Genomic DNA, 19,236 nt, shown 5'->3' with positions numbered 1-19,236 from the left:
GCCACCGGATGGTGGCTGCATCGTTATGGTTTGACGGCCCAATGGTGGGCGCACGCGACATTCAGTGTTTGGGGAAATGGTTTCGGCAACAGAGCATCCTCAATCCCAGCCTTCATCATGCATGCGACCCATTCGGGCCGAACCTGACCACACCCAGCACCCATTCCGGGGATTGCTACGCTTTTCGCGCCAATCCGAAGGGCCTCCTTGATAGCGGCCTTAGTCGCCATGCGAATGTGGTTTGGATCGGGGATGATCATGGCAATTCGCATTGTCGGGGCCGAAATCAGCGTTGGGAAATCAGGAGCGCCCGTTTTGACCGAAAGAGCCTGACCAATCAGCAATTCGCCGTCAAACTCGCGCTGAATGAGGCTTTGAACCTCCTCCTGCACACCCCAGCCGAAGTGTTCCGAGTATGCCAGATCAATGCCGCCATCCATGAAGCCGAAGGAGTTGGCCGGCGAAACTATCGCATCGGCAGGGTGATCGAAGATGCTGCCGCATTCGGCATCAAGGCTAATAGCGCGCCAAGCGTCCACGACAGCTCTATTACGATCACAAAGGATGATTTTCATGGTTACTCTTTCAAAGAAAAAGCCGCCCAAAATGGACGGCTTGCGCATCGATCGGATTGATTTTTCTCAGGCGAAATGCATTGAATGCCAATTATTTGAGAGGCATTTCATATGGTTTGGGTTGGGGCTGCTCTTGTTCTTATATTGGCGTTGGCTATAGCGCCGCGCCTTGTCTTCGGAATTTTCCTTTTCGGCGCTCTCGGCATCGGCGGGATACTGGCTTATTTTTATGCCGAAGGACTCCGTGCTGAAAAGCAAAGAAAACTGATCGTCACGACCGCTTCTACCGGGAATGGCTGCAATGACCCTCAATATCCGATCAGCATCACGTTCACGAACAATTCCCGCAAACAAGTGGAGTACGTAAACTTTTCTCTCATCGGCAAGCGTGAAGGTTACAGTTCCGCGATTTATGATGGATATGCTGTTTCTGACAAAATCCTCGCTCCCGGATCGGCATATGGCGCTTGTTGGCCGTTAAGCACTTACAGTTTTCGGGATAGCTCATACAAAGATGGTCCATTTGCCAATCTCGCATGGCGAGCAGAGATAAATTCGGTGCGCTTCGCAAAATGATGCCCACTTTATTTTCTTCAACGTTTCAGGCATGGTGACCGCCATGAACCGTTTCGCTCAAATCGCCTGTGTGGTTATCTTCATCGCGATCATGGTGGGTATCCATCACGGGTTTTTGTCGTTGCAAAACTGGTTTTCCAGCGACTTCCCGTTAGGTTTTATCGTTGGGGCACTTTTCACCATGGGGATTTTTTATTTGATCCACCGGTTCGAAGCCCGCAACTCATCGCGTAGCCGTTAATCCTCCATTGAGCAGAAGTGCCCTCGTGAGCCGATCAATTTCGGCTGTCGGAAGTGGCGTTTTCTGCTGAACACGGGCAATTGCATCTACAACAGCGGCCCGATTTCCCGAAATGGCTTCAGCAAGACTGGCATTGCGAGCATTCGAGCCATTTTTCATCAGGGCGTCGGCAACACGTTCGACGGCTCGCACCGCCGAAGACCGAGCAGCACCGGTCACACCACCTGCCATAAAACCCTCTCGGGTTCCAAACTTAGGAGCAGCGTCCGCCCCAAGTTCCTGCATCGCCGCATTTCGAGCAGCTGTTTCGCTATTCCGGGTCACAATATGACTGGTATCAGCAAATCGTGCTTCACGCTCCAGAAGGTTTAGCGCATTCTCCGCTCGGTCTGGGCCGAAAAGCATTCCAATGCGGTCACGGTTCCAGTCGCCCTCACCTTTGAGCACGTTTTTCAGGGCCACAACATCATTAGCCTTTGTGCCCACTTGACGGTCAATGTCTGCGCGTGCCGCCTGTTTCATCCGGAATGTCTGGCCGGAAGGTCCAACCATAAGCCCTTGCGGGTTGACACCTTCTGTAATCGCTTGACGAAGCTCATCAGGCCGCAATGCTTCCCGCCCGCTGTCGAGAGCCTTGACACCCATGCGAAGGCCTTCGTTTTGGCGAGCAAGTTCCTCATATTGCGCATCGGCCATTTTGATGCCCGGCACATTGCGAGCAAGGGTGTCATCAATCTGCTTTCGTGCATTCGTGTAGAGCGCGATTGCCTGAGGATCAGTTTCAGTCGCAAGCCTTCCATCGATGGCGTTTCTTGTCTGGAAAAGAGTGTATGGATTGCTGTCCAGTACCCCGCCTTGAGAAACGTCGAGCCAATTACGGATTTCACGTGCCGCCTTCTGTCCCGGCCCCCGGCGCAACGTCGCTTGCGTTTCGAGGTTGCCCGCCAAAATGGTGTTATCCACCGGCAAGGCGTTTCGAAATGCTTCTTCATATGCCGGAGCAAGGTCGCGCTGGCCCTGTCGAATAGTTTCGTTGACTGCGCGAGGAGTAACTACAGGGCCAAGAGCGTCATCGAGTCCGCTGATGACGCGCTGATTTGCGCCAACATTGCGCGACGTAATGGCATTGCGAACAATCTCCTGTCCACGTCCTGGTGTCGCCGCGAGTGCACCCGCCTGCCGCTGAAGATTTGGTCCGAGGTCCATAATCATACCTTCTGGCCCAAGGTCTGCCAGTTGGGTTCGGATCGTTGCAGCATCCAATCCGTCATCAGCAATAGCGCGTGTGAGGCGGTTAAGCGCGGACGGAACCATGCCAGCGGATTGCGCAGCACTCCTGTTTGCCAGAACATCAGCGATTTTACGAAAACCAGCGCCTGTCATCTGACCTACTGCGGGGCCCGCAATACCGGTCGCCAGACCAGCACCACCACCCCAAATCATCGCGTCTTTGTCGAAATCTGATCGGACGCCGCTATCGGCGGTACCGAGCACAAGACCAGACAGCGCCGAGGCTGCGGTTTTCGCTTTGAGGGTTCCGGTCGCACCAAATGCAGAAGGAGCAGCCATAATCATAGGTACCGTACCGGCCACCCCACCGGCAACATTTAGGCCAGTGTTGACGTAAGGGTGTTCCTGCTGAAATGCCGCGTCCTTCCCTTCCTGAATATCGAGCGCTTGCTGATATCGGTCACTCCACGTTTCCCCGGGCAGCTTTTGGAAGCTATCAGGTAGTAATGGATCGATTACCGGTGCGAGCGTTGCATTCGTGACAGCGTTGAGCCTGTTCAACAACCCACCAGCGACGGGAACGCCTGTTGCCAGCGCCCGAACGGTATTTTCCGCGTTAAGGCTTCCGTCCTGAATGACTGGCGCTTGTTCTGAGCCGCCCGCGTTGACGAGTGGCGCAGCATTCCACCAATCGTCACCAGCGCCTGATTTCTCAACGAGCGGCGCGCTTTCCCACCATTCTGCCATTTATGGTTTCCTCCGGACGCTGCCGTCAGGTGCGATAAATTCGGCCCCACTAGGCAGAGCATTGAATTCTTCGCGGCTATTGATCTTCGTTGGCGTTTTTGCTGCAAGCGGGTTCGGCAACTGTGCGAGCATTCTGCGGCCTTCGTCGGGTTTGATTTCACGATTTGCCACGCGAGCGGCAATATCTCCTTGCGCCGCTGTGTACTGAGCAATTCCGCGCATCGTATCGATGATGATCTTGTTGCCACCGGGAGAGTTGATAATGCGTGGAACAGACTGCTTGAACAGTTCAAGGTCAGCGTCAGACATTGGGCCGGAGCCAGCTGGACGCTGTTGAGGCACGATCTGGTTAATCAGAGCCTGTGCAGCCTGAATGTTATCAACATCATCGCCAAGTCTCAGGCCGTAATTCGCAGCAATCTGCTTAAAGTTTGCCACACCACCGGTCGGGACCGATTGCAAAAGCTGGTCGAGGCGGTCAATACGCATCAGGGTTGAACGCGCATTGGTTCCATCTTCCAATAGCGTGCCAAACATGTCAGCGCCCTTTTCATCCAGCTTCTTATAGAAGTCCTTACCTTCGCCATCGCCTACGTTGACGTTGGTCTGGTTTGCACCCGCTTTTTTAAGCGATTGCTCATATTCGAGCCGTCCAAGCGGTACACGACCAGCTGCACGTTCGTCAGCGGCATAAGCTCCATATTCCTGCATGGTGCTGGTTGGTTTTGGCTGGCCTTGGTAAATTGTGGTGCCATTCTGCGTGTTGATGACGCTATCGCCCACCACAGCCGTTTTCGGGTCCGAGAAATCGGCAATTGTGCGGTAAGTTCGCGGATCAACCAGACGCCCATTCACCTCGATAGGTTTCGGATTTCGAAGCGCGTCCAGTTCCGCTTGCGCTTTGGCTGCTTGAAGGGCGCGCAGCGGGTCATTTTGCTGAAGTTGCCTTTGCAGAGCCATTCCGATTATACCCCGCTGGCTTTCATTCATCCAAGGGTCCGACGCAGCGTCAAGTAACTGCGAGATATTCGCGCGACCCTGACTTTGAGCAACCGGCGCGGCATAGCTCCCCATGATCGGGGCGCGATCTGCTGAAGGTGCAGCCGGGAAATAGCCCGATGCGTCAGCAACCTGAACCGGTGCCGATCCCTGCGGCGCGAGCGCCCCGCCGAAAGCGATATCGTTCTGTCGCAGCAATTCTGCAGAAGGACCCGCCGCTTGTGGTTGGGCTGCTGACAGCGTTGGAACTGCGGCCATGTCTCGCGGTGCAATCTGGTCAATCGCTCCCGCTGCTGCATTCCCACCGGTCGCCTGCTTCGCAAAAGCGATATCCGCTTCAGAAACATCGGCATTCGGGCCGAACAGAGCTTCAGCTTCAGACGGAACCGGAGCAGTTGGCCGGGTATAGCTGTCGATGCTTGCATATGCGCCATTTGCCGGAGCATTGCCGCGATGTAACGCCGGATCGTAATCGCCTGCGCGGATCGTTGCGCCGCCCATCGGCTGCGCTGCGCTTGCCATAGTGACACCAGCGGGAATTCCAAGGCGATCCGGCATTGTCTGGGCCGCGCCAGTCATATCCAGCGGCTGCGACGGCAGGCGTTGAACGGCACTCGCCAGACCTATAGACGGATCATTGCTTGCCACCTGTACCGGTGCGGCAGATGAGCCGCCACCAAGCAACGCGAGAGCCTTCTGACGATGACCCGCCATCTGGTTTTCCCACTTGTCGCGAACATCGCCCGGAGCGCCGCCATTATTGGCGTCCGACGCGGTATAGCGGCCCGGAGAACCGGCGTTGATGGTCGAATAGAGGTCGAGGCCACTCATGCCTGGCTTAAAGCCGGACGAACGGAAATAGTTCGCCACAGCACCATTCGCGCCAAGCTGCGAGCCGAGCGGATTATTCCAGTCCACGCCATACTTTTCGGCCTGCGGCTCCCCGAACTGGATAAGCCCGCGATGCTGGCCGTACTGTGTGCGAGGTCCGGCTTTCGTCGGATCGAAAGTACCGGCAGTCTCATAGGAAATGGCCGTTGCAAGGTCCACAGGATCAGCGCCGATGGCCTGCGCTGTTTCAACGATCCCGTTTCGCAGAGCGTCGGCATTCTCACCAAAATTGAACTTGCCTTGAGGAACCGTACCGGTCGCCGCCGCACTGGTCGGTGAACCCCCAGCCGCAACGCTGGACGGATAAGCCGCGCCACCGCCGAGCAGGTTTGCCAGATCGAGGCTCCCGAATTTCTTCGCAGCGCCTTCGAGACCAGCCCTTTCGGCCTTGTCAGCCCGAGCCTGCTTGATGTTGCCTACCAGCGCGTTCGCCATGCGTGCCGCGCCCTGCGTCCAGTGGCCGACCGGAGACATATCCACTCCGGAGGCAATCATTGCCTGCGCCAGACGGCGCTCACGGTCCAGCTGTTCCGGCGTCTTCTTGCTGCCGCCTTCACCCCAGACAAAGAAATCTTGCAAAGCCATCAGTAAAGCCCTTTCGGTCCAATGCCAAACAAGCTGCCGAGCTTGATTTTGTTGGCCATCGTCATCTTGTCCGACGCTACATCGGCAATTTGCGCCCAACCCTGCATTGGGTCAGCGATTGGCTGTGTCGAGACGGCAGCAGACGAACGCGGCGCTTGCTGTGCCTCTACTATTGGAAGCAGATTTGAAAACTGCTGGAGCGGTTGCTGCCGATTTCGGGCGAAGATCATCAATGGACCTTTCCATAATCGACCATGCGGTAACCGCTCGGATGCCTTACGACCGCTTCAGGGTCTTTCTTCTCAACATCCTGAGCCATAACGCCCATCTGCTTAGGACCGCCATCCTTATAGCGGTACGTGTAAATCGGCGTTCCCTCATCGGTTTCACCAACGCGTTCTATGTCCGTTTTCAGGCGCTTGTCTGAAAAGCTGAACATGCCCATTGCAGCCGAGCCAAGGCCGAACAAGCCGCCCATCTTCGATTGATAGTTGTTGAGCTCTGACTGGTATTTCTGATTGACCAAGCCGGTGTAATCGACGCCGCCAACGCCAGTTTGTGGCGTTGCGCCGGACATTTGGGCAGGGTTCTGGATCTGGGAACCACTCATAAGGCCGATGATTTCATTCAGAGGCTGGTTTCGCTGTGCCAATGCCTCGCTGAAAGCCTGACCGCGACCGGTGAGCATCAGTTGGTTATAGGCGTCATTCTTCGCCTGCGTCATGCGCGAGAACTCTGAATTCCACGCGTCCGTACCTTCCTGAATGCCCTTGTTTTTCAGCGTGGTGCGCAGCTTGTCCTCATCCTGCGCAAAACGCGGGTCGAGACGCTGCGATCCAAGGTCATAGGCCCAGTTCGCCGCATCCTGATTATTGAACTCAAATGGCGTGTTCAGAAGGTCACGGATTTTGGCCGACTGATCTTCAGCGATACCAGCGAGATTTCCCTGCGCGCTCTGCGTCTGGTTGAAAATGGCCTGCTGTTCCGGGCTGAGCGTCGTCGTTTGGGTAAAGGTGGGGGTTTCAACCCACTTGCCGCTCATCTCATCGAAATGCTTCCGTGAACCCGTCTGGTCATAGCTGACGCTGCCCCATGGATTATTCTGGTTCACCATGTTGAGTTCTTGCTGCGTGATCGCAGTCGAACGGTTTGCTGCGGCCTGCGCGCTTGCCGTTTCTTGCGGATCAGGGGCCTTTGGCGCTGATTTTCCCATCGTTACCTACCTGCCTTGTGAAGCTTTGAAAAAACGACCGGTGCGCCATTCGTCATCGGTCAATGTGAAGATGAATTCGCCTTCGTCCCTGCCTCTGAGGCGCGGGATAAAGGTTTCCGAGAAGCCATAGGCCCGGGCGATGCGGATCATGCTTTCGTTCTTTTCAGAAACGCGCATTACGGCCATCTGGTTGTTGAAGCCGTCGAATGCGAGCGCCATAAGTTGCTGCACCGTGCGCCGGGTCAGCCATCGTTTGGAGGATGCACCTGCCGTCATCTCAATGACGCCGTTCTCTGGATGCCAATTGTGATAAAGGACTCCCGCAATGAGGTCGCCATTTTCAAAGAAGCCCAGCGCCGCGTATCGGTCCAATGCCAGTGGATCGCCAAACACGATGTTGCAGACAAACTCCCCGATGATCGAATGCGGTCCACGGATCGGTTGCCAGCCGTAAAGGCAGGTTTCAATCATGCCGGTACGTCCGTCATTTCAAAGGTCAGGTCGGTGCTCATGATTTCCGCGTCCAGCGGAACGATATAGCCGCTTGTCACCTGACAGCACGGGGAAATCACATATCCGCCGCCGCCGATGGCCTGCCAGTCATTGTTGAGAATGGCCTGATAGGACGCGCCCCATGTACTTTGACCCCAGATCGCGGTTCCCCATTCCTTGGTAGACGTGACAGCCGTCGAATTCGGGGCTGGTGAAAGCTCCAGATTATATTCGGTATGAAGATTGACAGCGAGATTGAGCTTTGCCGAAGCCCGGATTGTGAAACGTACCAGTTTGGCAAGTTTCATGAATGCAGGCTGGCCGTAATCCTCGAAAAGGGGCAAGTATGCCGCCGTATAGGTGTTTCCCTTGTCGCTGCCGCCAATATTCGCCTTGATCACTTCGCCATTGATCGAGCCGAAATAAAGCTGTCCTTGGAACACCTCCATGCAGTTCGAAATCCAGCCTGTAAATCGGCACCATTTGCCAGTCAGGGCATTGGCGACGAACATAACCGGGGATGAGCCGTTAAGGTGCGGCGGAACAACAAGCACCATCTGCTTTTCCGTCCAGAGCATCACGTGCCAGTCGGTATGACCCCGCAAGAGGCATGCATCATTCCAAGCGTCCACAATCGGATAAGAAACGGCAGCAGGCGAGAGCGCGGCAACATCGCGTTGGATCGCCATCGAAAGCGGAATAAAGCCTGTCGTCGTCGCGATGATAAGATCACCACCTGCGCGCATGATAGCCCTATCACCGAGCGGCTTGCCGATCTTGTAGACGCCAACCTTATCCCATGCGCTTGCGTCTGCCGGATTATCGCCCTGAAAAACAGCAATCTCGCCTTCAGTGCTGACAAACACGCACTGCTCTGAAAGACCGCCTGAAGAACCACTATCAAGCGACCAGGACGCGCCACAAAGCAGCGAGCCGCCTTCGTTAAAGATGCCACCAAGCGGGAATTTCTTCAGTTCACCGCCGATCTGGTCAACAGGCAGATACCAGAAATTCAGACTCCCGCGCTGAACAAAAAACAGGCGGTTTTTGTAAGCCCAAACGAATTTCATGTCCTCCGGCTTAACAATCGTCTCGCCTGCGGGCATTGTCAGGGCCGGACTGGTTGAAAACGTCGAACCGTCATAAACGAATGGCGTGTCCTCGCCGTTGACACCGCGAAGAAATATCCCGCCTCCCGCAACAGCAAACTGAACCACCGACCAATTACCGTTCTTCTGATCGCTCAGAACATCGAGCCCCTTCGATGAAAGCTCGCCCAAAAGATCATTCTGATCTGTCTTGATATCGTCGTCGGTGCTCGTTCCCAACCGCCAGTTATTCGGGTTCTGTACGGTCGTGATATCGAAAACTTGCGTGTCATTCGCAGCAAACAGGCGCTGATTGTTGCCGTTCACATATTTGAACAGCGAACGTACCTGATCATTGTCACCGCCGAGCGTGGCATGCAGTTCGCAGCCTCGCCGCATTACGACCGTGGAAGCCTGCGGGAAAAAATTATCCAGAATGGCCGCTGCCTGTGGCTGACCGGGCTCTTGTGGTTGCGCAACGTTGCGATTGGCGACCCATCCACCCACCGGGGACGTGTATCGCTTCGGCTGCGACATGCGCGGTTTGCGTGCTGAACGTGGCCACTTCATCCGAGAGGTCCCCAATATGGCATGGTCACATTCGCGCTGATGCTGTTGCGACCTTCAGCAAAAACCCGTGCGCCCTTGTCCGCGCCTGCGAGCTCATTGAACCTTTTCTCGAATAGCGCCTGATCGTCAGTATAGTCGATGCGCTTCTGCTGCCGGTATCGCCAGACAAGGCCGAGCGTGAGAAGTTCCTCATCAAGGCGAAAACTGTCGTTATCCCGGTCAAAACGAGCCTTCAAAGCGCCGTTTTCGCTCTTTGCAAGCTCGTTGCTCTGATAGAAGAACTTCACTTCCTGCCCAAGTGCTGGCTTTGGCAGGATATGGATTTGCCCGCCGAGCTTTATCCACCTGCCTATGCTTTCGATGCCAAAAGGCATTTGCAGAGACAACCATTCGTCAGGATCAACCACCGGCTGATATCCGAACAATGGGGCCGTTGACGATTGAAGGCGGGAGCCTTTCAGCATCCGGGCATAATCGTCAGGAAGGTCAAAGCCTTCCCTCATACCGTCGCCAGTGAGGGTGCAGAGTTTCGTCAGGACGCGCCAATCATGCGATTTGGCAATGTCGCTTGCGACAGCATTCACCAGTTCCGTCAGATCACCCTCAAGCGCGTTCGTTGAGGAGAAAAAGACAGTAGGGCGAACGCCCATAATGCGGGATGCGGCGCTTGTCAGCGCGTCCTTGACGGTCATTGTTTAGCCCTCATCGGCCAGATCGAGCTCGCGAGCCATTGCGAGCAGGGTTTCGCGCTTCGGAGTGCCGCGCACGCCTTCACCGGACTTGTCCTTGATGTAGGCTTTCAGTTCGTCGTCTGGCATGAGGTCGAAATTGTCTTCTTCGTCCTCTGCATCTTCCGGTGCGGGCTGCTCCTGTTCGGTTTCCGTGGTGTCTTCAGGCTCAACCGACGCACCGCCAGCACGATCCGCCTTCAGTTCAGCAATCTGCTGCCGGAGAAGTGCGTTTTCTTCGGCCAGCGCCACCGAACCGGCGCTCTTGTTCGCCGTTTCAATGTATGCCTGAGCCTGATCCTTGAGAGCGCGGCCACCGTGCCCGAGGTTCTTGAGGTTCTGGCCGTCGAGTCCTGCCAGCTGTTCGGCGGTGTAAATCTTGAGCGCCTTCAGTTCCATGCGCTTTGCTTCGGTCAGGAATGGCAGTTCGGAAAGCGGCGTACCGTCTGCGACCTGAGCGCGACCTTCCTTGAACCGCAGATACTGGTCATTGTATTTCAGAGCATAGGTGAGCTTCTGCTGATTGCCATACTCATCTTCACCCCATCCGGCGAACGAGTGCGCCGGGAAAACCGGCTTGTGCTGCTTGTCGCCCGGGAAATGGAGCTCGCAAACTTCGATATCGCGGTAGATCGGTCGGCCCGATTTCTTCGAAGCTGCCGGATCAAGCTGCGCGATGCTCTTGAAAACTGGTGTTTCTTTCAGTGACATGACTGTTTCTTTCTGTCTGAGAGATCGGAAATGAAAAGGGCGGGTTTCCCCGCCCTCATCGCATCAGTTAAAGAGCCGTCCGTTTGGCGTGGAAGGCTTCGCCGTTCTTGACGGCAACCGGAACAGTGAAACCACCAGCGCCAGCCGTAGCCACAAAAGTGGTTTCATTGATCTGCACTTCGGCGTCCTTGGCGAGGTCCGCGCCCGCCTTCACATGGATGTAATCGTGCCCATCGGAACCCACGACCTTCGTGCCGAGCGCATAGCTTGGCGTTCCGGACGAATTAAGGTCCCAATAGTATTTGGTTGCATGCTGCTCGACATCAGGGCCGAGCGTCGGAGTAATCCGGTAGGACATTGCCTTGACCTTTCTCGAAAAGAAAAAGGGCGGAGAGAACCGCCCTTAGTTTGCCGGGTTGCTGTCGAACAGACGCCACGAGAACAGCGGGTTCGCGTTGGTGAGTTCGCCCATGAAGCCGATGAACTGCGCAATTGCGTCCTGATTGATCGGCATGAGGCCGTCACCCGGAAACAGCTTGTCGAAATTGCGGTTCGGATTGTACCGGAAGCGCATGCTATCGGTATCAAGGCCGTAAGTCGTGTTGGCTGGCATATTGGAGCCAATACCGCCATCAAGGACGATTTCAGCACGCTTGCCGCCGCCGATGTATTCCAGAGACGAGAAGCCGAGCTTTGCAAGGCCTCCTTCCTTGGCAATACGCTGGATCGCCGTGGTTGCGGCATCGTATGCCTCGTAATGTTCTGGAGACATAAGGAGCAGATCGGCGTGACGCTTGCCGCGAGAGCGCAGCGTCATGATGCGATTGAGGAAAGGACGAATGGTATCCTTGTCAATCTGCGTGCCGATATCGGGGAATGCAGTCTGCGCATCAAACGCACTGGTACGCCACTTGGCGACCTCTGCGCGGTTGATACCGCCATACGTGCCCTGATCCGGCAAAATCGGGATAGCAGCATTCAGGCCGGTGATAGCCTTGCCGCCGTTTGCCGAACCGTCGCCATGCAGTCCAGCGTCCATCATGTCGGTCATGGAGCCTTCTGCTACTTCCAGATAGCTTTCCATCGTATCGAGTAGCTGGTTTTCGCCCTCGTTATTCAGGATTTCCTCGCTGGAAAGCGTGATCGGCACAGCGGCCATCTTCGGCGTGAAGTAAGCATCATTGAAAAGCTCAATGGGCTTGTTCGCCAAGATATCAAAGCCGTTGTACCATTGGCCGTCCATCTGATCGATCAGAAGGCGCTCGCGGATGCGCGGGCCGGAATATGGCTTCCAAAGGCCTTTCCGCTTGAGCACGGCAAAGAATGCGTTGCTGTTCGAAACGAGGTCCTGATAGCCCTGCGAGCGGTCCTCAAGAGCCATCGAAAGAACCTGACGGTAATGGTCGATTTGTGTAACCGGAGCCATGGTAGGTTTTTCCTTTATTTGACTTTGCGCAGCGCTTTCTGAAGCGCTTCACGCGGTGAGTTTGAGGGCTTTCCTGCCGTGCGAGGGTCTGAGCCTGCCGTTGGTGCGCCTGTAATGGATTTCTGCCCTGCCGGGTTGGCTGGGCTTGGTTGTTCGCGGGTTTGAGCCGCTGGGGGTTCCTGAGCCTGTGTGAGAGGCGTCGTGGAAGGGTTCATGCGGTCTGCGAGCTCGTAAGCATCATGCAGGTTCGCAGCGCGTTTGCTCTCGATGAGAAGCGCAATATCGTCAGCCAATTCGCCCACTCGCGGGTGATCCTTGGCGAATTCCTGAATAAGTGCATGCGTCTCGCGCAGCCGGTTTTCTTGCATCGACTGTTCGAAAACTGCCGCCCGGTTGGTCAACGTGGCAATCTGCTCGCTCATCTGGCGAATGACGCTATCCTGACGGGATGCAACACGATCAGCAGGCATATTGACGTAATGCGCAGCCAGATCGCGGAATGTGACCGGCGAGCCGTCCTGATTGGTCCAACGCTTATGCGCGGCAACATTCGCCACGATCTGTTCAAGGGCTGCGAATGGGTCCTGATGCAGCATGCGCTCGATACCGGTATAGTTTGCCAGAGCATCCTTGACCGTTGTGCCGTACTGCGTTGCCATGTCGTCGTATTCGCGAATGGCTTCATATTTTTCATGGCTCTGCCGGTATTTGGTCAGGCCATTTTCAAGCTCTGAAATGCTGCGATGCACTTCGGCCCGCACACTTTCAGGCGTGTTTCCCCATTCCTGCTTGGCAACATCATGGAAACGCTGCGGGGCTTCATTCCGGTTCTGTTTTCCCGGTTCAACAGCGGATTGCTGCTGGCCTTCGGTCGGCGCTGGCTGACCGGGCTTCGGTTCCGTGCCGGTCTGTTCAGCAGGTTTGCCAGCTTCATTCGGCTTTGGCGCTTCGGCAGGCTTTTCCTGCCTTTGAGTAGCCTCATTGCCCTTCGGCTGCTGATCCTTGTTCTTCGGATCTTCTACCGGTGCCTCTTTGGCCTTCGCAAGGGCGCGCTCGACAGCTTCACGCGGAGATTTCGCTGGCTGCTTGTCTTCCGGCTTGGCCTGTGGCTTTTCCTGCTTTTCGGGCTCGACCGGCTGCGGTTGCTTGTCCGCGAACTGGTCGCCTAAAGGCTGGGTATAAGTGTCAGTGGTTTCGCCAATTTCGGCAACACGGGGCTGTTCTGCCGGAGCAGCGTTCTCGATATCCATGGTGTTTTCCTGTCTGAGAGGGTGTTTTAGGCTTTCAGCCGTGCATTCGCCTTCTCAAGCGAAGCCCGAATATCTTTCCGGTCAATTTTCGGTTTTGACGGGGTTTTGAAGCGAGCGGGGTCATTGCCCACCTCAATGCATCCGTGCGCCTTGGTGACAGCACGGAAGGCAGATTTCGACGTATACGACCGGCCATCGCATGGATGTTCGGTTTCGCTCATTTCATCCCGAATGAACATCGGCGTGGGAAGGGCTGACCTTGCCTTTTCCACCTGCGGTTTCGGGAAACGATAGACCTTGCGGCCATTGCCAAGGTCGATTTCAACCAGTTCGCTCATGCCAGCCTCACCAACCACGAACCAGCCAGAAAAAGGCTAGGAGGAAGACAACAAATGAGCCATAGGCCAGATAGACAGAAGCCCGATACGCCTTGTTCGAAAGGTCCTGAGCAACAAACTGGCTCATGCATGCAATAAAGCTTGCGGCAATAGCTGCATTCCGAGCCCATACCCCGCCAAAGACGATAACCGAGCAAAGGGCAATCGCTGCAAAAAGGCAGGCGCTAAAGGCAAAGATCATCTTTTCAATCGGGTTCAAATTCCTTCTCCTTGAACGACGACAGGGGACACCACGCTTGCGGCAAGCGTCTGTTCCTGAGCTTTTCCGGCTGTTTCAATGTCCATGCGGGAAACTTCTGCGCGCAGCTTTTCTATCTCCCACGCGCCCAATTCCATTTCCTGCCGGTGTTTTTCAGCGTCACGCTGCGCTTGCTCAGCCTCCAGCGTCATCTTTTGCGCTGTCTCTGCCTGCTTGGTCTGGGCTTCCTGAGTTTTGAGCGCCATTTCCATCTGGGTTTTGCGTTCGTCTGTCTGTGCCTTCAGAACCAGTTCGTGCTCGCGCAACTGAATTTCGGCACGCTTTACTCCCGTCTCCTCCTGAAGGCGCTTTTCATCAAATTCCGTCTGCGCCTTGAGCGCTTCGGCCTGCGGGTTTGCCTGCGGCTGCTGTGCCTTTGCCTGAAGCGCTTCTACAAAGGCATCAATCTGGCCATTAAGTTCGCGGCCAGCCCGATATGGCGCGAGAACGAATTTCAGCATTGCTCCAGCAAGCGGGGCCGCTTCCGGTGTCGCACTGACCAATTGCCCGAGTGAGGCTGTCGTCTGGGTGAAAGCGCCCATGAATTCGTTGCGCGCCTGCTTTTCGGCCTGTTCGTCTGGCTGAATGGTGCTGTCTGTCTCGATATCAAGCGTGAAAGGCCGTATGCGCTGATCCCGAAGCACCTCCATGACCTGATCGATGGTCACTGTTGAGGATAGCTTTTCAATCTGCTGCTGCGCCTGCTGCATGATCTGCTCTTGCATCTGGGCAAAAGCGGCTTGCGCCTGATCGGGGTTCTGTTGGGCCTGCTGGGCAAGTTCAGGATTGGATTTGGCCTGTTCAGCAATTTCCTTGGCCTTGTCCTGAAGCTGCTTCTTCGCGCCTTCCTCAATTTCCTTGATCTGCTTTTTGATATCGGCGGCAGTCGGGAGTTCCATCTGGCACATTTCTTCAATCGTCTTCTGACTGAAGTTCTCAGCGATGATTTCCGCACTTATGCGCGCTAGATCGCGAGCAACGCGAACAATCTCCTCCTGCTTGTCACGGATGCGAACCGAGCCATACTGCGCCTTGATGCTCTGGGCCGTTGCCGTTTCGCTGGCTTCGGTCGATCCGCGCATAATGTCGGACAGGCCCATGATCTGGTAAACGTCCTCGATCACCTGCTTGCGCAGCGCCACAAGGGCCGTGATCGTCTGCACAATCATATCCACCGGAAGCCAGACAATCGGCGCTCCAGCCTCTCCGAACGCCTCCCAACCGGATACCGGGACCATGATCTTACGATCATCGTTGACCTTCATCGCGGTTTCGATGGCGTCTCCCTGCTCACCAGCAGCCGGATAAAAGCCCTTGACCTTTACCGCCTCCGAAAGGGCATGAATGCGCTTCGTCAGGCCTTTGATTTCTTCCAGCTGATCCTTGTAATAGAGCATATCCGGTATTGGGATCAGCGACCGGCGTCCAAGCGTCCCGTAGGCTGGCTTCGGGCACGGGAAAAAGCCCTCAAGGTTGAGATGCGGCTTATCGCTATCCAGCACATTCTCGACACCCGGCGTTACCCAGATGACCTTGTTGAGGGTTTTCGACCAGATTTCCCAAACGCCCGCCTTTTTCAGGCCATCGTCAGCACCGTTCTGCTTGTCGTCTTTCTGGATCGAATATTCTGCATCCTCATAGGCATCACCGCTTATATCCCCGAAGCGCGCCTTCATTTCGTCCTTGGTCATCCAAGCACGACCAGCCACCCAGCCTACATCGGGCCATTGGCGGGCAGGCTCATGCAAGAAGTCCTTGCGGTCCTTATGCTCGATGCAAACGCGCTCCTTGCCGTTCTTGTTCTCATAGCGCACCCATGGAGCGCCGCGAGACAGGATAGCCAGATCATCGCGAAGGCTGAGCATTACCTCATTGATGGCCGAAAGGTCGAATGAGACGACAGTGCAGCGCTCCAGCACTTCCGAAGTGGTTTCCAGCACCGGCTTGTTATCCGAGAATTTCGGCACAACGACAGGCACCGGTGGCCGCGCATAGATCGAAGGTGCAAGAACCTGAATATTCGCCCAGAACAGCTGAAAATCGCGGTCACGATTGATATTCCCGAGCTTTTCCAGATCGCCATAAAGCTCATCAATATTGTCTGCCGCATCCTGATAAGGCTCAAACACCTTTTCCGCGTGCTCAATGACGCGCAGCCATGCCGTGGCATCTTCAGCTTTCGGCAATGCTTCGTCTTCTGCGGCCTCATCCGGCCCCAGTTCCAATTCGTCATCAATCATGGTGTGTCCTTAGACCCTGATACGGTCTGATCGGCCTTCATCGACCGGTGGAATTTGCCACTGGGTCGCTGTCGGCTCGATCAATTTTGGCTTTTCAGGTTTCGGTTCCGGCATCTTCAGTCCGCAATTCACTGCGAACTCTCCGAAGGCGTCAGCCGCATGGCTGTGTTCGTTATGGTTTGGCCCGAGATAAAGGCCCAGCTTCTCATTGACCTTCTTGGCGTACCGGCGAAGGTGCGTCAGGCCCAGCATTACCCGCTTGGACTGATGAAACTCACACATCGGCAGCAACTGGCGAACCGCGTTGATGCGATCCTCCGGGTTCTGTGCCACGCCACGCTTGATCTGCTTCAGCGGCAAGCCAAGCTGATTGACCGTCTGTATTCTCGACTTCGCTCCATTGCCCCACTCACGCGTTCCGATATCGTGCGGGAAGAAATGGCGCTGATACTTGAAAGGCTTGTCTCGCCCCAGTTCCAGCATCGCCTCTACACGGTCCTGAAGGCCTTTCGTGTATTCCGGCATTGCTGACGGAATGATTTCCTGCGGCCCCATGTCGGAACACTCATAGAAATCGATAATCCGGACACGCGGCACGTCATCGATATACCGGACTTGGAAAAACCAGATGACGGTATAGTCATCCACGCCCAAATCCCATGAGGTGAAAACCGGTAACGCTGGATCATATGGAAACCAGCCTACTCGACCGATCCGCTCCAACGCCGCAATGTGCTTGGCGTAGTATGCACCCGCCGAGATCCGTTCATAGCCGCCGCCCCAGACGTGTTCAGCCATTTCCGGGTCATTGGCGTAATCTGTGTCCTTTTCCTCGATCAGGACTTGCGGTATCCATGGATTATCGTACCAGTTGACCTCGACCACGATAGAGTTCTTTGGCCGCTCACCGCCGAAAAAGAACTTGTCTACCGCGTCAGTCTCATAGCGCGTATTCCATGAGAACCAGATTTCCGAGCCTTCCTTACGGATTGTAGGGCGAAGCAGGCGCAGCGACTTCTCGGAAAAGGTCTGTGCTTCTTCCACCCATGCAATGTCAAAATCTTCCAACGACTTGATGTTTTCAGCGTTGTAAGACTGCATTCCCTTGAAAACGATCAGCGAGCCACGCGGCCCCCGGATTTCCGTTTCCAGTATGTCGAAGTGCTTTCCCAGTCCGAGTTTCTGGATTTTCTGTATCAGGAGCTCGCGTACCGAGTCCTTGATGGTCGCTTGCACTTCACGGATACAGGCCACACGGGTTTTCTGTCGGAAACACCGCGCAATGATCTGCTCAGCATAGAAATGCGATTTTGCCCCGCCGCGCCCTCCCCGAGCAGCCTTGTATCGTGACGGCTGCAACAATGGAGCGAGCGCACGCGAAACCTCAACGTTTAGGATCGACAATGGTGAACTGAATGGCTGTTGGCTCGCCATCCTCCCCTTGCGGACCCGTCAATTCCATTTGGGTACGGTCGCCGTACCGCTTTGGCCGAAGCTTTCCGGCCATCCATTTGCGGGCATCAATGCGTAGCTGCGAACGGCGCAGAGCCTCGCCATTCTCTTGCCAGCCGATGTTTTCCCCTTCTTTGCCGTGCTTTTCCATCCAGTCATTGCGGCCATCGTCTGCAATCGAAAGGATTTCATCGAAAAGAGCGTCTGCCTGTTCTTCTCTTGCGCGCGCGTATTGGTCCGAAAACGCCTTGTTCTGGCTCAACCATTTGAAGACAGTTGAACGAGCCGGAAAGTCTTCCTCATCACAAATGGTGCGCAAGCTATCACCGTCTGCCAACCGCTCACAGATCGCGTCTGCAATCTCCTGAGTGAATGATGTTGGCCTACCTGGTCTTGTTCCATTCTCGCTCATATCGCTCTCTTTCGGAGGTCCGTTGCGGTCGCGCCTTGCTATTTTCAGCGACTCATCGTTGAGGTTTAGGAATGGATTGGGGGCATTAATTACAATGGATCAGTCATCGCCTAGGTCGATAAACCAATTGCCAGTAGCTACGGATGCAAAAGAAGCACGCGCTTCGTTGCTCAAAGAGATGAAACGCACAAAGGGTTCGCGTTTCAATGCATCAATGCGTTTAGAAGAACGCTCCAGAAAGAGAACGCGAAACACGGCCTACGCTTCAGCAAGCGTTGTATGTCTTACCCTTATACCTTCGTTCTTCGAGGTATTTGACCTAGTCGAAAAGGCGATATCGCTGACCACAATCGCGCTATCGATCTTTATTCTGGCTTCATCGTTGCTGCAATCCGCAGATGCCGATCCGGTTAAAGCTGATCAATTTCAACGTTGCGCGCTGGAGATCAATTCCTTACGTCGCGAGTTTCGGTCACATCCAGACCCATCGCAAAAAACAATCCAGGAGTATTCAGTTAAATTCGATGGAATTCTTCAGCGTTACAATATCAACCACGAAGAAGTAGACTATGAAAAATACAGGCTCGATCACCCTGACGAATTCCTAGACTTTCCTCAACCAGAAACTGAGCAAGCGCGAAAAGATGTGAAATCTACTCATGATGTCTTTGATAGATATGCGTCTCTCATTATCATCCCTACTGTACTTTTGATGGTTCTCTCTACAACAAAACCTTTGATAGGTCTGTTTGAGAAAGTAGGAGAACTATTTAGAAGTGTACTCGGCGCGGGATGAGAAGTCAGATTATCACGCTGGCAAAACGATGTTTTCCATCGCATACGATGGTGCTCTCGCAGGATGCAAATTCTATTGCTGTATGCGCAGTGTGACTTCAGGAGGGGCGGATGGCACTACCATTCAAAAAATTCATGGAACTAACAGACGAGCAGTTAATCAAATCCTACGACGACGGGGCGCCGTTCACATCGCTGAGCTTGTCCTACATTCGGGAAGAATTGGCTCGTAGAGAGAATGCAAGGCAGACCCAGGCGATGCTAGACATGACGAAAACGATCCGACGCCTGTCGTGGTGGATGACCGCTATGGCAACTATTTCCACGTTGTCCGTTATCGTTCCACTATTTTATTCATCTCATTAACGTTGCGTCCGTC

21 protein-coding genes are annotated in these 19,236 nt (G+C 54.9%); 4 read left to right on the top strand and 17 right to left on the bottom strand.

What is annotated here, in order from left to right; genetic code table 11:
* Positions 1 to 23: 23 nt before the first annotated feature.
* Positions 24 to 575 (bottom strand): macro domain-containing protein, encoded by a 552-nt coding sequence (locus HWD97_RS02600; RefSeq protein WP_371834664.1) that lies wholly within the window; start codon positions 573 to 575, stop codon positions 24 to 26.
* A gap of 111 nt (positions 576 to 686) precedes the next feature.
* On the opposite strand from HWD97_RS02600, the gene HWD97_RS02595 reads away from it, so the two are divergent.
* Positions 687 to 1,151, top strand: coding sequence for a hypothetical protein (locus HWD97_RS02595; RefSeq protein WP_371834663.1), 465 nt, complete (start codon positions 687 to 689; stop codon positions 1,149 to 1,151).
* A gap of 43 nt (positions 1,152 to 1,194) precedes the next feature.
* Positions 1,195 to 1,392 (top strand): hypothetical protein, encoded by a 198-nt coding sequence (locus HWD97_RS02590; protein ID WP_371834662.1) that lies wholly within the window; start codon positions 1,195 to 1,197, stop codon positions 1,390 to 1,392.
* Here the strand turns inward: HWD97_RS02590 and HWD97_RS02585 are convergent.
* The 16 genes from HWD97_RS02585 to HWD97_RS02510 all read right to left on the bottom strand — a co-directional run bounded on the left by HWD97_RS02585 (position 1,375) and on the right by HWD97_RS02510 (position 18,062).
* Positions 1,375 to 3,369, bottom strand: a complete 1,995-nt coding sequence (locus HWD97_RS02585; protein ID WP_371834661.1) for a hypothetical protein — start codon at positions 3,367 to 3,369, stop codon at positions 1,375 to 1,377. The genes HWD97_RS02590 and HWD97_RS02585 overlap by 18 nt on opposite strands.
* A complete protein-coding gene (locus HWD97_RS02580; RefSeq protein ID WP_371834660.1) occupies positions 3,370 to 5,844 on the bottom strand; it encodes a flagellar biosynthesis protein FlgJ in 2,475 nt (824 codons plus the stop codon). It abuts the gene before it with no gap.
* Complete coding sequence (locus HWD97_RS02575) at positions 5,844 to 6,077, bottom strand: hypothetical protein (RefSeq protein WP_371834659.1); 234 nt, start codon at positions 6,075 to 6,077, stop codon at positions 5,844 to 5,846. Before HWD97_RS02575 ends, HWD97_RS02580 begins: the two co-directional genes overlap by 1 nt.
* Complete coding sequence (locus HWD97_RS02570) at positions 6,074 to 7,057, bottom strand: tail fiber domain-containing protein (protein ID WP_371834658.1); 984 nt, start codon at positions 7,055 to 7,057, stop codon at positions 6,074 to 6,076. The genes HWD97_RS02575 and HWD97_RS02570 overlap by 4 nt, the downstream gene beginning before the upstream one ends.
* A 6-nt stretch (positions 7,058 to 7,063) precedes the next feature.
* Positions 7,064 to 7,528, bottom strand: coding sequence for an N-acetyltransferase (locus HWD97_RS02565; protein ID WP_371834657.1), 465 nt, complete (start codon positions 7,526 to 7,528; stop codon positions 7,064 to 7,066).
* A complete protein-coding gene (locus HWD97_RS02560; protein ID WP_371834656.1) occupies positions 7,525 to 9,207 on the bottom strand; it encodes a hypothetical protein in 1,683 nt (560 codons plus the stop codon). Before HWD97_RS02560 ends, HWD97_RS02565 begins: the two co-directional genes overlap by 4 nt.
* Positions 9,204 to 9,899 carry a hypothetical protein gene (locus HWD97_RS02555; protein WP_371834655.1) on the bottom strand — a complete coding sequence of 232 codons (696 nt, stop codon included), beginning with the start codon at positions 9,897 to 9,899 and terminating at the stop codon, positions 9,204 to 9,206. Before HWD97_RS02555 ends, HWD97_RS02560 begins: the two co-directional genes overlap by 4 nt.
* Positions 9,900 to 9,902: 3 nt before the next feature.
* Positions 9,903 to 10,646 carry a hypothetical protein gene (locus HWD97_RS02550; protein WP_371834654.1) on the bottom strand — a complete coding sequence of 248 codons (744 nt, stop codon included), beginning with the start codon at positions 10,644 to 10,646 and terminating at the stop codon, positions 9,903 to 9,905.
* A 67-nt stretch (positions 10,647 to 10,713) separates the two neighbouring features.
* Positions 10,714 to 11,004 (bottom strand): hypothetical protein, encoded by a 291-nt coding sequence (locus tag HWD97_RS02545; RefSeq protein WP_371834653.1) that lies wholly within the window; start codon positions 11,002 to 11,004, stop codon positions 10,714 to 10,716.
* A gap of 45 nt (positions 11,005 to 11,049) precedes the next feature.
* The gene (locus HWD97_RS02540; protein WP_371834652.1) at positions 11,050 to 12,072 is read right to left on the bottom strand and encodes a phage major capsid protein; all 1,023 of its coding nucleotides are present in this window, start codon (positions 12,070 to 12,072) and stop codon (positions 11,050 to 11,052) included.
* Positions 12,073 to 12,086: 14 nt separating this feature from the next.
* Entirely contained in the window at positions 12,087 to 13,322 is a 1,236-nt protein-coding gene (locus tag HWD97_RS02535; RefSeq protein WP_371834651.1) for a hypothetical protein, read from the bottom strand.
* Positions 13,323 to 13,348: 26 nt separating this feature from the next.
* Complete coding sequence (locus HWD97_RS02530; protein WP_371834650.1) at positions 13,349 to 13,660, bottom strand: hypothetical protein; 312 nt, start codon at positions 13,658 to 13,660, stop codon at positions 13,349 to 13,351.
* 7 nt (positions 13,661 to 13,667) lie between these two features.
* Complete coding sequence (locus HWD97_RS02525; RefSeq protein ID WP_371834649.1) at positions 13,668 to 13,919, bottom strand: hypothetical protein; 252 nt, start codon at positions 13,917 to 13,919, stop codon at positions 13,668 to 13,670.
* On the bottom strand, positions 13,916 to 16,198 hold the full coding sequence (locus HWD97_RS02520) for a hypothetical protein (RefSeq protein WP_371834648.1): 2,283 nt from the start codon (positions 16,196 to 16,198) through the stop codon (positions 13,916 to 13,918). Before HWD97_RS02520 ends, HWD97_RS02525 begins: the two co-directional genes overlap by 4 nt.
* 9 nt (positions 16,199 to 16,207) lie before the next feature.
* Positions 16,208 to 17,632 carry a PBSX family phage terminase large subunit gene (locus HWD97_RS02515; RefSeq protein WP_371834647.1) on the bottom strand — a complete coding sequence of 475 codons (1,425 nt, stop codon included), beginning with the start codon at positions 17,630 to 17,632 and terminating at the stop codon, positions 16,208 to 16,210.
* On the bottom strand, positions 17,583 to 18,062 hold the full coding sequence (locus tag HWD97_RS02510; protein ID WP_371834646.1) for a terminase small subunit protein: 480 nt from the start codon (positions 18,060 to 18,062) through the stop codon (positions 17,583 to 17,585). Before HWD97_RS02510 ends, HWD97_RS02515 begins: the two co-directional genes overlap by 50 nt.
* A gap of 127 nt (positions 18,063 to 18,189) precedes the next feature.
* Here HWD97_RS02510 and HWD97_RS02505 point away from each other — a divergent pair, with 127 nt between their 5' ends.
* Together HWD97_RS02505 and HWD97_RS02500 are read left to right on the top strand one after the other, a co-directional pair.
* On the top strand, positions 18,190 to 18,858 hold the full coding sequence (locus HWD97_RS02505) for an SLATT domain-containing protein (RefSeq protein WP_371834645.1): 669 nt from the start codon (positions 18,190 to 18,192) through the stop codon (positions 18,856 to 18,858).
* A 110-nt stretch (positions 18,859 to 18,968) separates the two neighbouring features.
* Positions 18,969 to 19,223 (top strand): hypothetical protein, encoded by a 255-nt coding sequence (locus tag HWD97_RS02500; protein WP_371834644.1) that lies wholly within the window; start codon positions 18,969 to 18,971, stop codon positions 19,221 to 19,223.
* Positions 19,224 to 19,236: the final 13 nt, after the last annotated feature.

This window comes from Ochrobactrum sp. C6C9 (assembly GCF_022627935.1).
Lineage (GTDB): Bacteria > Pseudomonadota > Alphaproteobacteria > Rhizobiales > Rhizobiaceae > Brucella > Brucella teleogrylli.
This window is presented reverse-complemented; position numbering and strand designations above follow the sequence as displayed.

Excerpts from the sequence above, each read along its gene's own strand:
- HWD97_RS02600 (WP_371834664.1), bottom strand. The coding sequence starts at position 575 with ATGAAAATCATCCTTTGTGATCGTAATAGAGCTGTCGTGGACGCTTGG.
- HWD97_RS02595 (WP_371834663.1), top strand. The coding sequence starts at position 687 with ATGGTTTGGGTTGGGGCTGCTCTTGTTCTTATATTGGCGTTGGCTATA.
- HWD97_RS02590 (WP_371834662.1), top strand. The coding sequence starts at position 1,195 with ATGAACCGTTTCGCTCAAATCGCCTGTGTGGTTATCTTCATCGCGATC.
- HWD97_RS02585 (WP_371834661.1), bottom strand. The coding sequence starts at position 3,369 with ATGGCAGAATGGTGGGAAAGCGCGCCGCTCGTTGAGAAATCAGGCGCT.
- HWD97_RS02580 (WP_371834660.1), bottom strand. The coding sequence starts at position 5,844 with ATGGCTTTGCAAGATTTCTTTGTCTGGGGTGAAGGCGGCAGCAAGAAG.
- HWD97_RS02570 (WP_371834658.1), bottom strand. The coding sequence starts at position 7,057 with ATGGGAAAATCAGCGCCAAAGGCCCCTGATCCGCAAGAAACGGCAAGC.
- HWD97_RS02565 (WP_371834657.1), bottom strand. The coding sequence starts at position 7,528 with ATGATTGAAACCTGCCTTTACGGCTGGCAACCGATCCGTGGACCGCAT.
- HWD97_RS02560 (WP_371834656.1), bottom strand. The coding sequence starts at position 9,207 with ATGAAGTGGCCACGTTCAGCACGCAAACCGCGCATGTCGCAGCCGAAG.
- HWD97_RS02555 (WP_371834655.1), bottom strand. The coding sequence starts at position 9,899 with ATGACCGTCAAGGACGCGCTGACAAGCGCCGCATCCCGCATTATGGGC.
- HWD97_RS02550 (WP_371834654.1), bottom strand. The coding sequence starts at position 10,646 with ATGTCACTGAAAGAAACACCAGTTTTCAAGAGCATCGCGCAGCTTGAT.
- HWD97_RS02545 (WP_371834653.1), bottom strand. The coding sequence starts at position 11,004 with ATGTCCTACCGGATTACTCCGACGCTCGGCCCTGATGTCGAGCAGCAT.
- HWD97_RS02540 (WP_371834652.1), bottom strand. The coding sequence starts at position 12,072 with ATGGCTCCGGTTACACAAATCGACCATTACCGTCAGGTTCTTTCGATG.
- HWD97_RS02535 (WP_371834651.1), bottom strand. The coding sequence starts at position 13,322 with ATGGATATCGAGAACGCTGCTCCGGCAGAACAGCCCCGTGTTGCCGAA.
- HWD97_RS02530 (WP_371834650.1), bottom strand. The coding sequence starts at position 13,660 with ATGAGCGAACTGGTTGAAATCGACCTTGGCAATGGCCGCAAGGTCTAT.
- HWD97_RS02520 (WP_371834648.1), bottom strand. The coding sequence starts at position 16,198 with ATGATTGATGACGAATTGGAACTGGGGCCGGATGAGGCCGCAGAAGAC.
- HWD97_RS02515 (WP_371834647.1), bottom strand. The coding sequence starts at position 17,632 with ATGGCGAGCCAACAGCCATTCAGTTCACCATTGTCGATCCTAAACGTT.
- HWD97_RS02510 (WP_371834646.1), bottom strand. The coding sequence starts at position 18,062 with ATGAGCGAGAATGGAACAAGACCAGGTAGGCCAACATCATTCACTCAG.
- HWD97_RS02500 (WP_371834644.1), top strand. The coding sequence starts at position 18,969 with ATGGCACTACCATTCAAAAAATTCATGGAACTAACAGACGAGCAGTTA.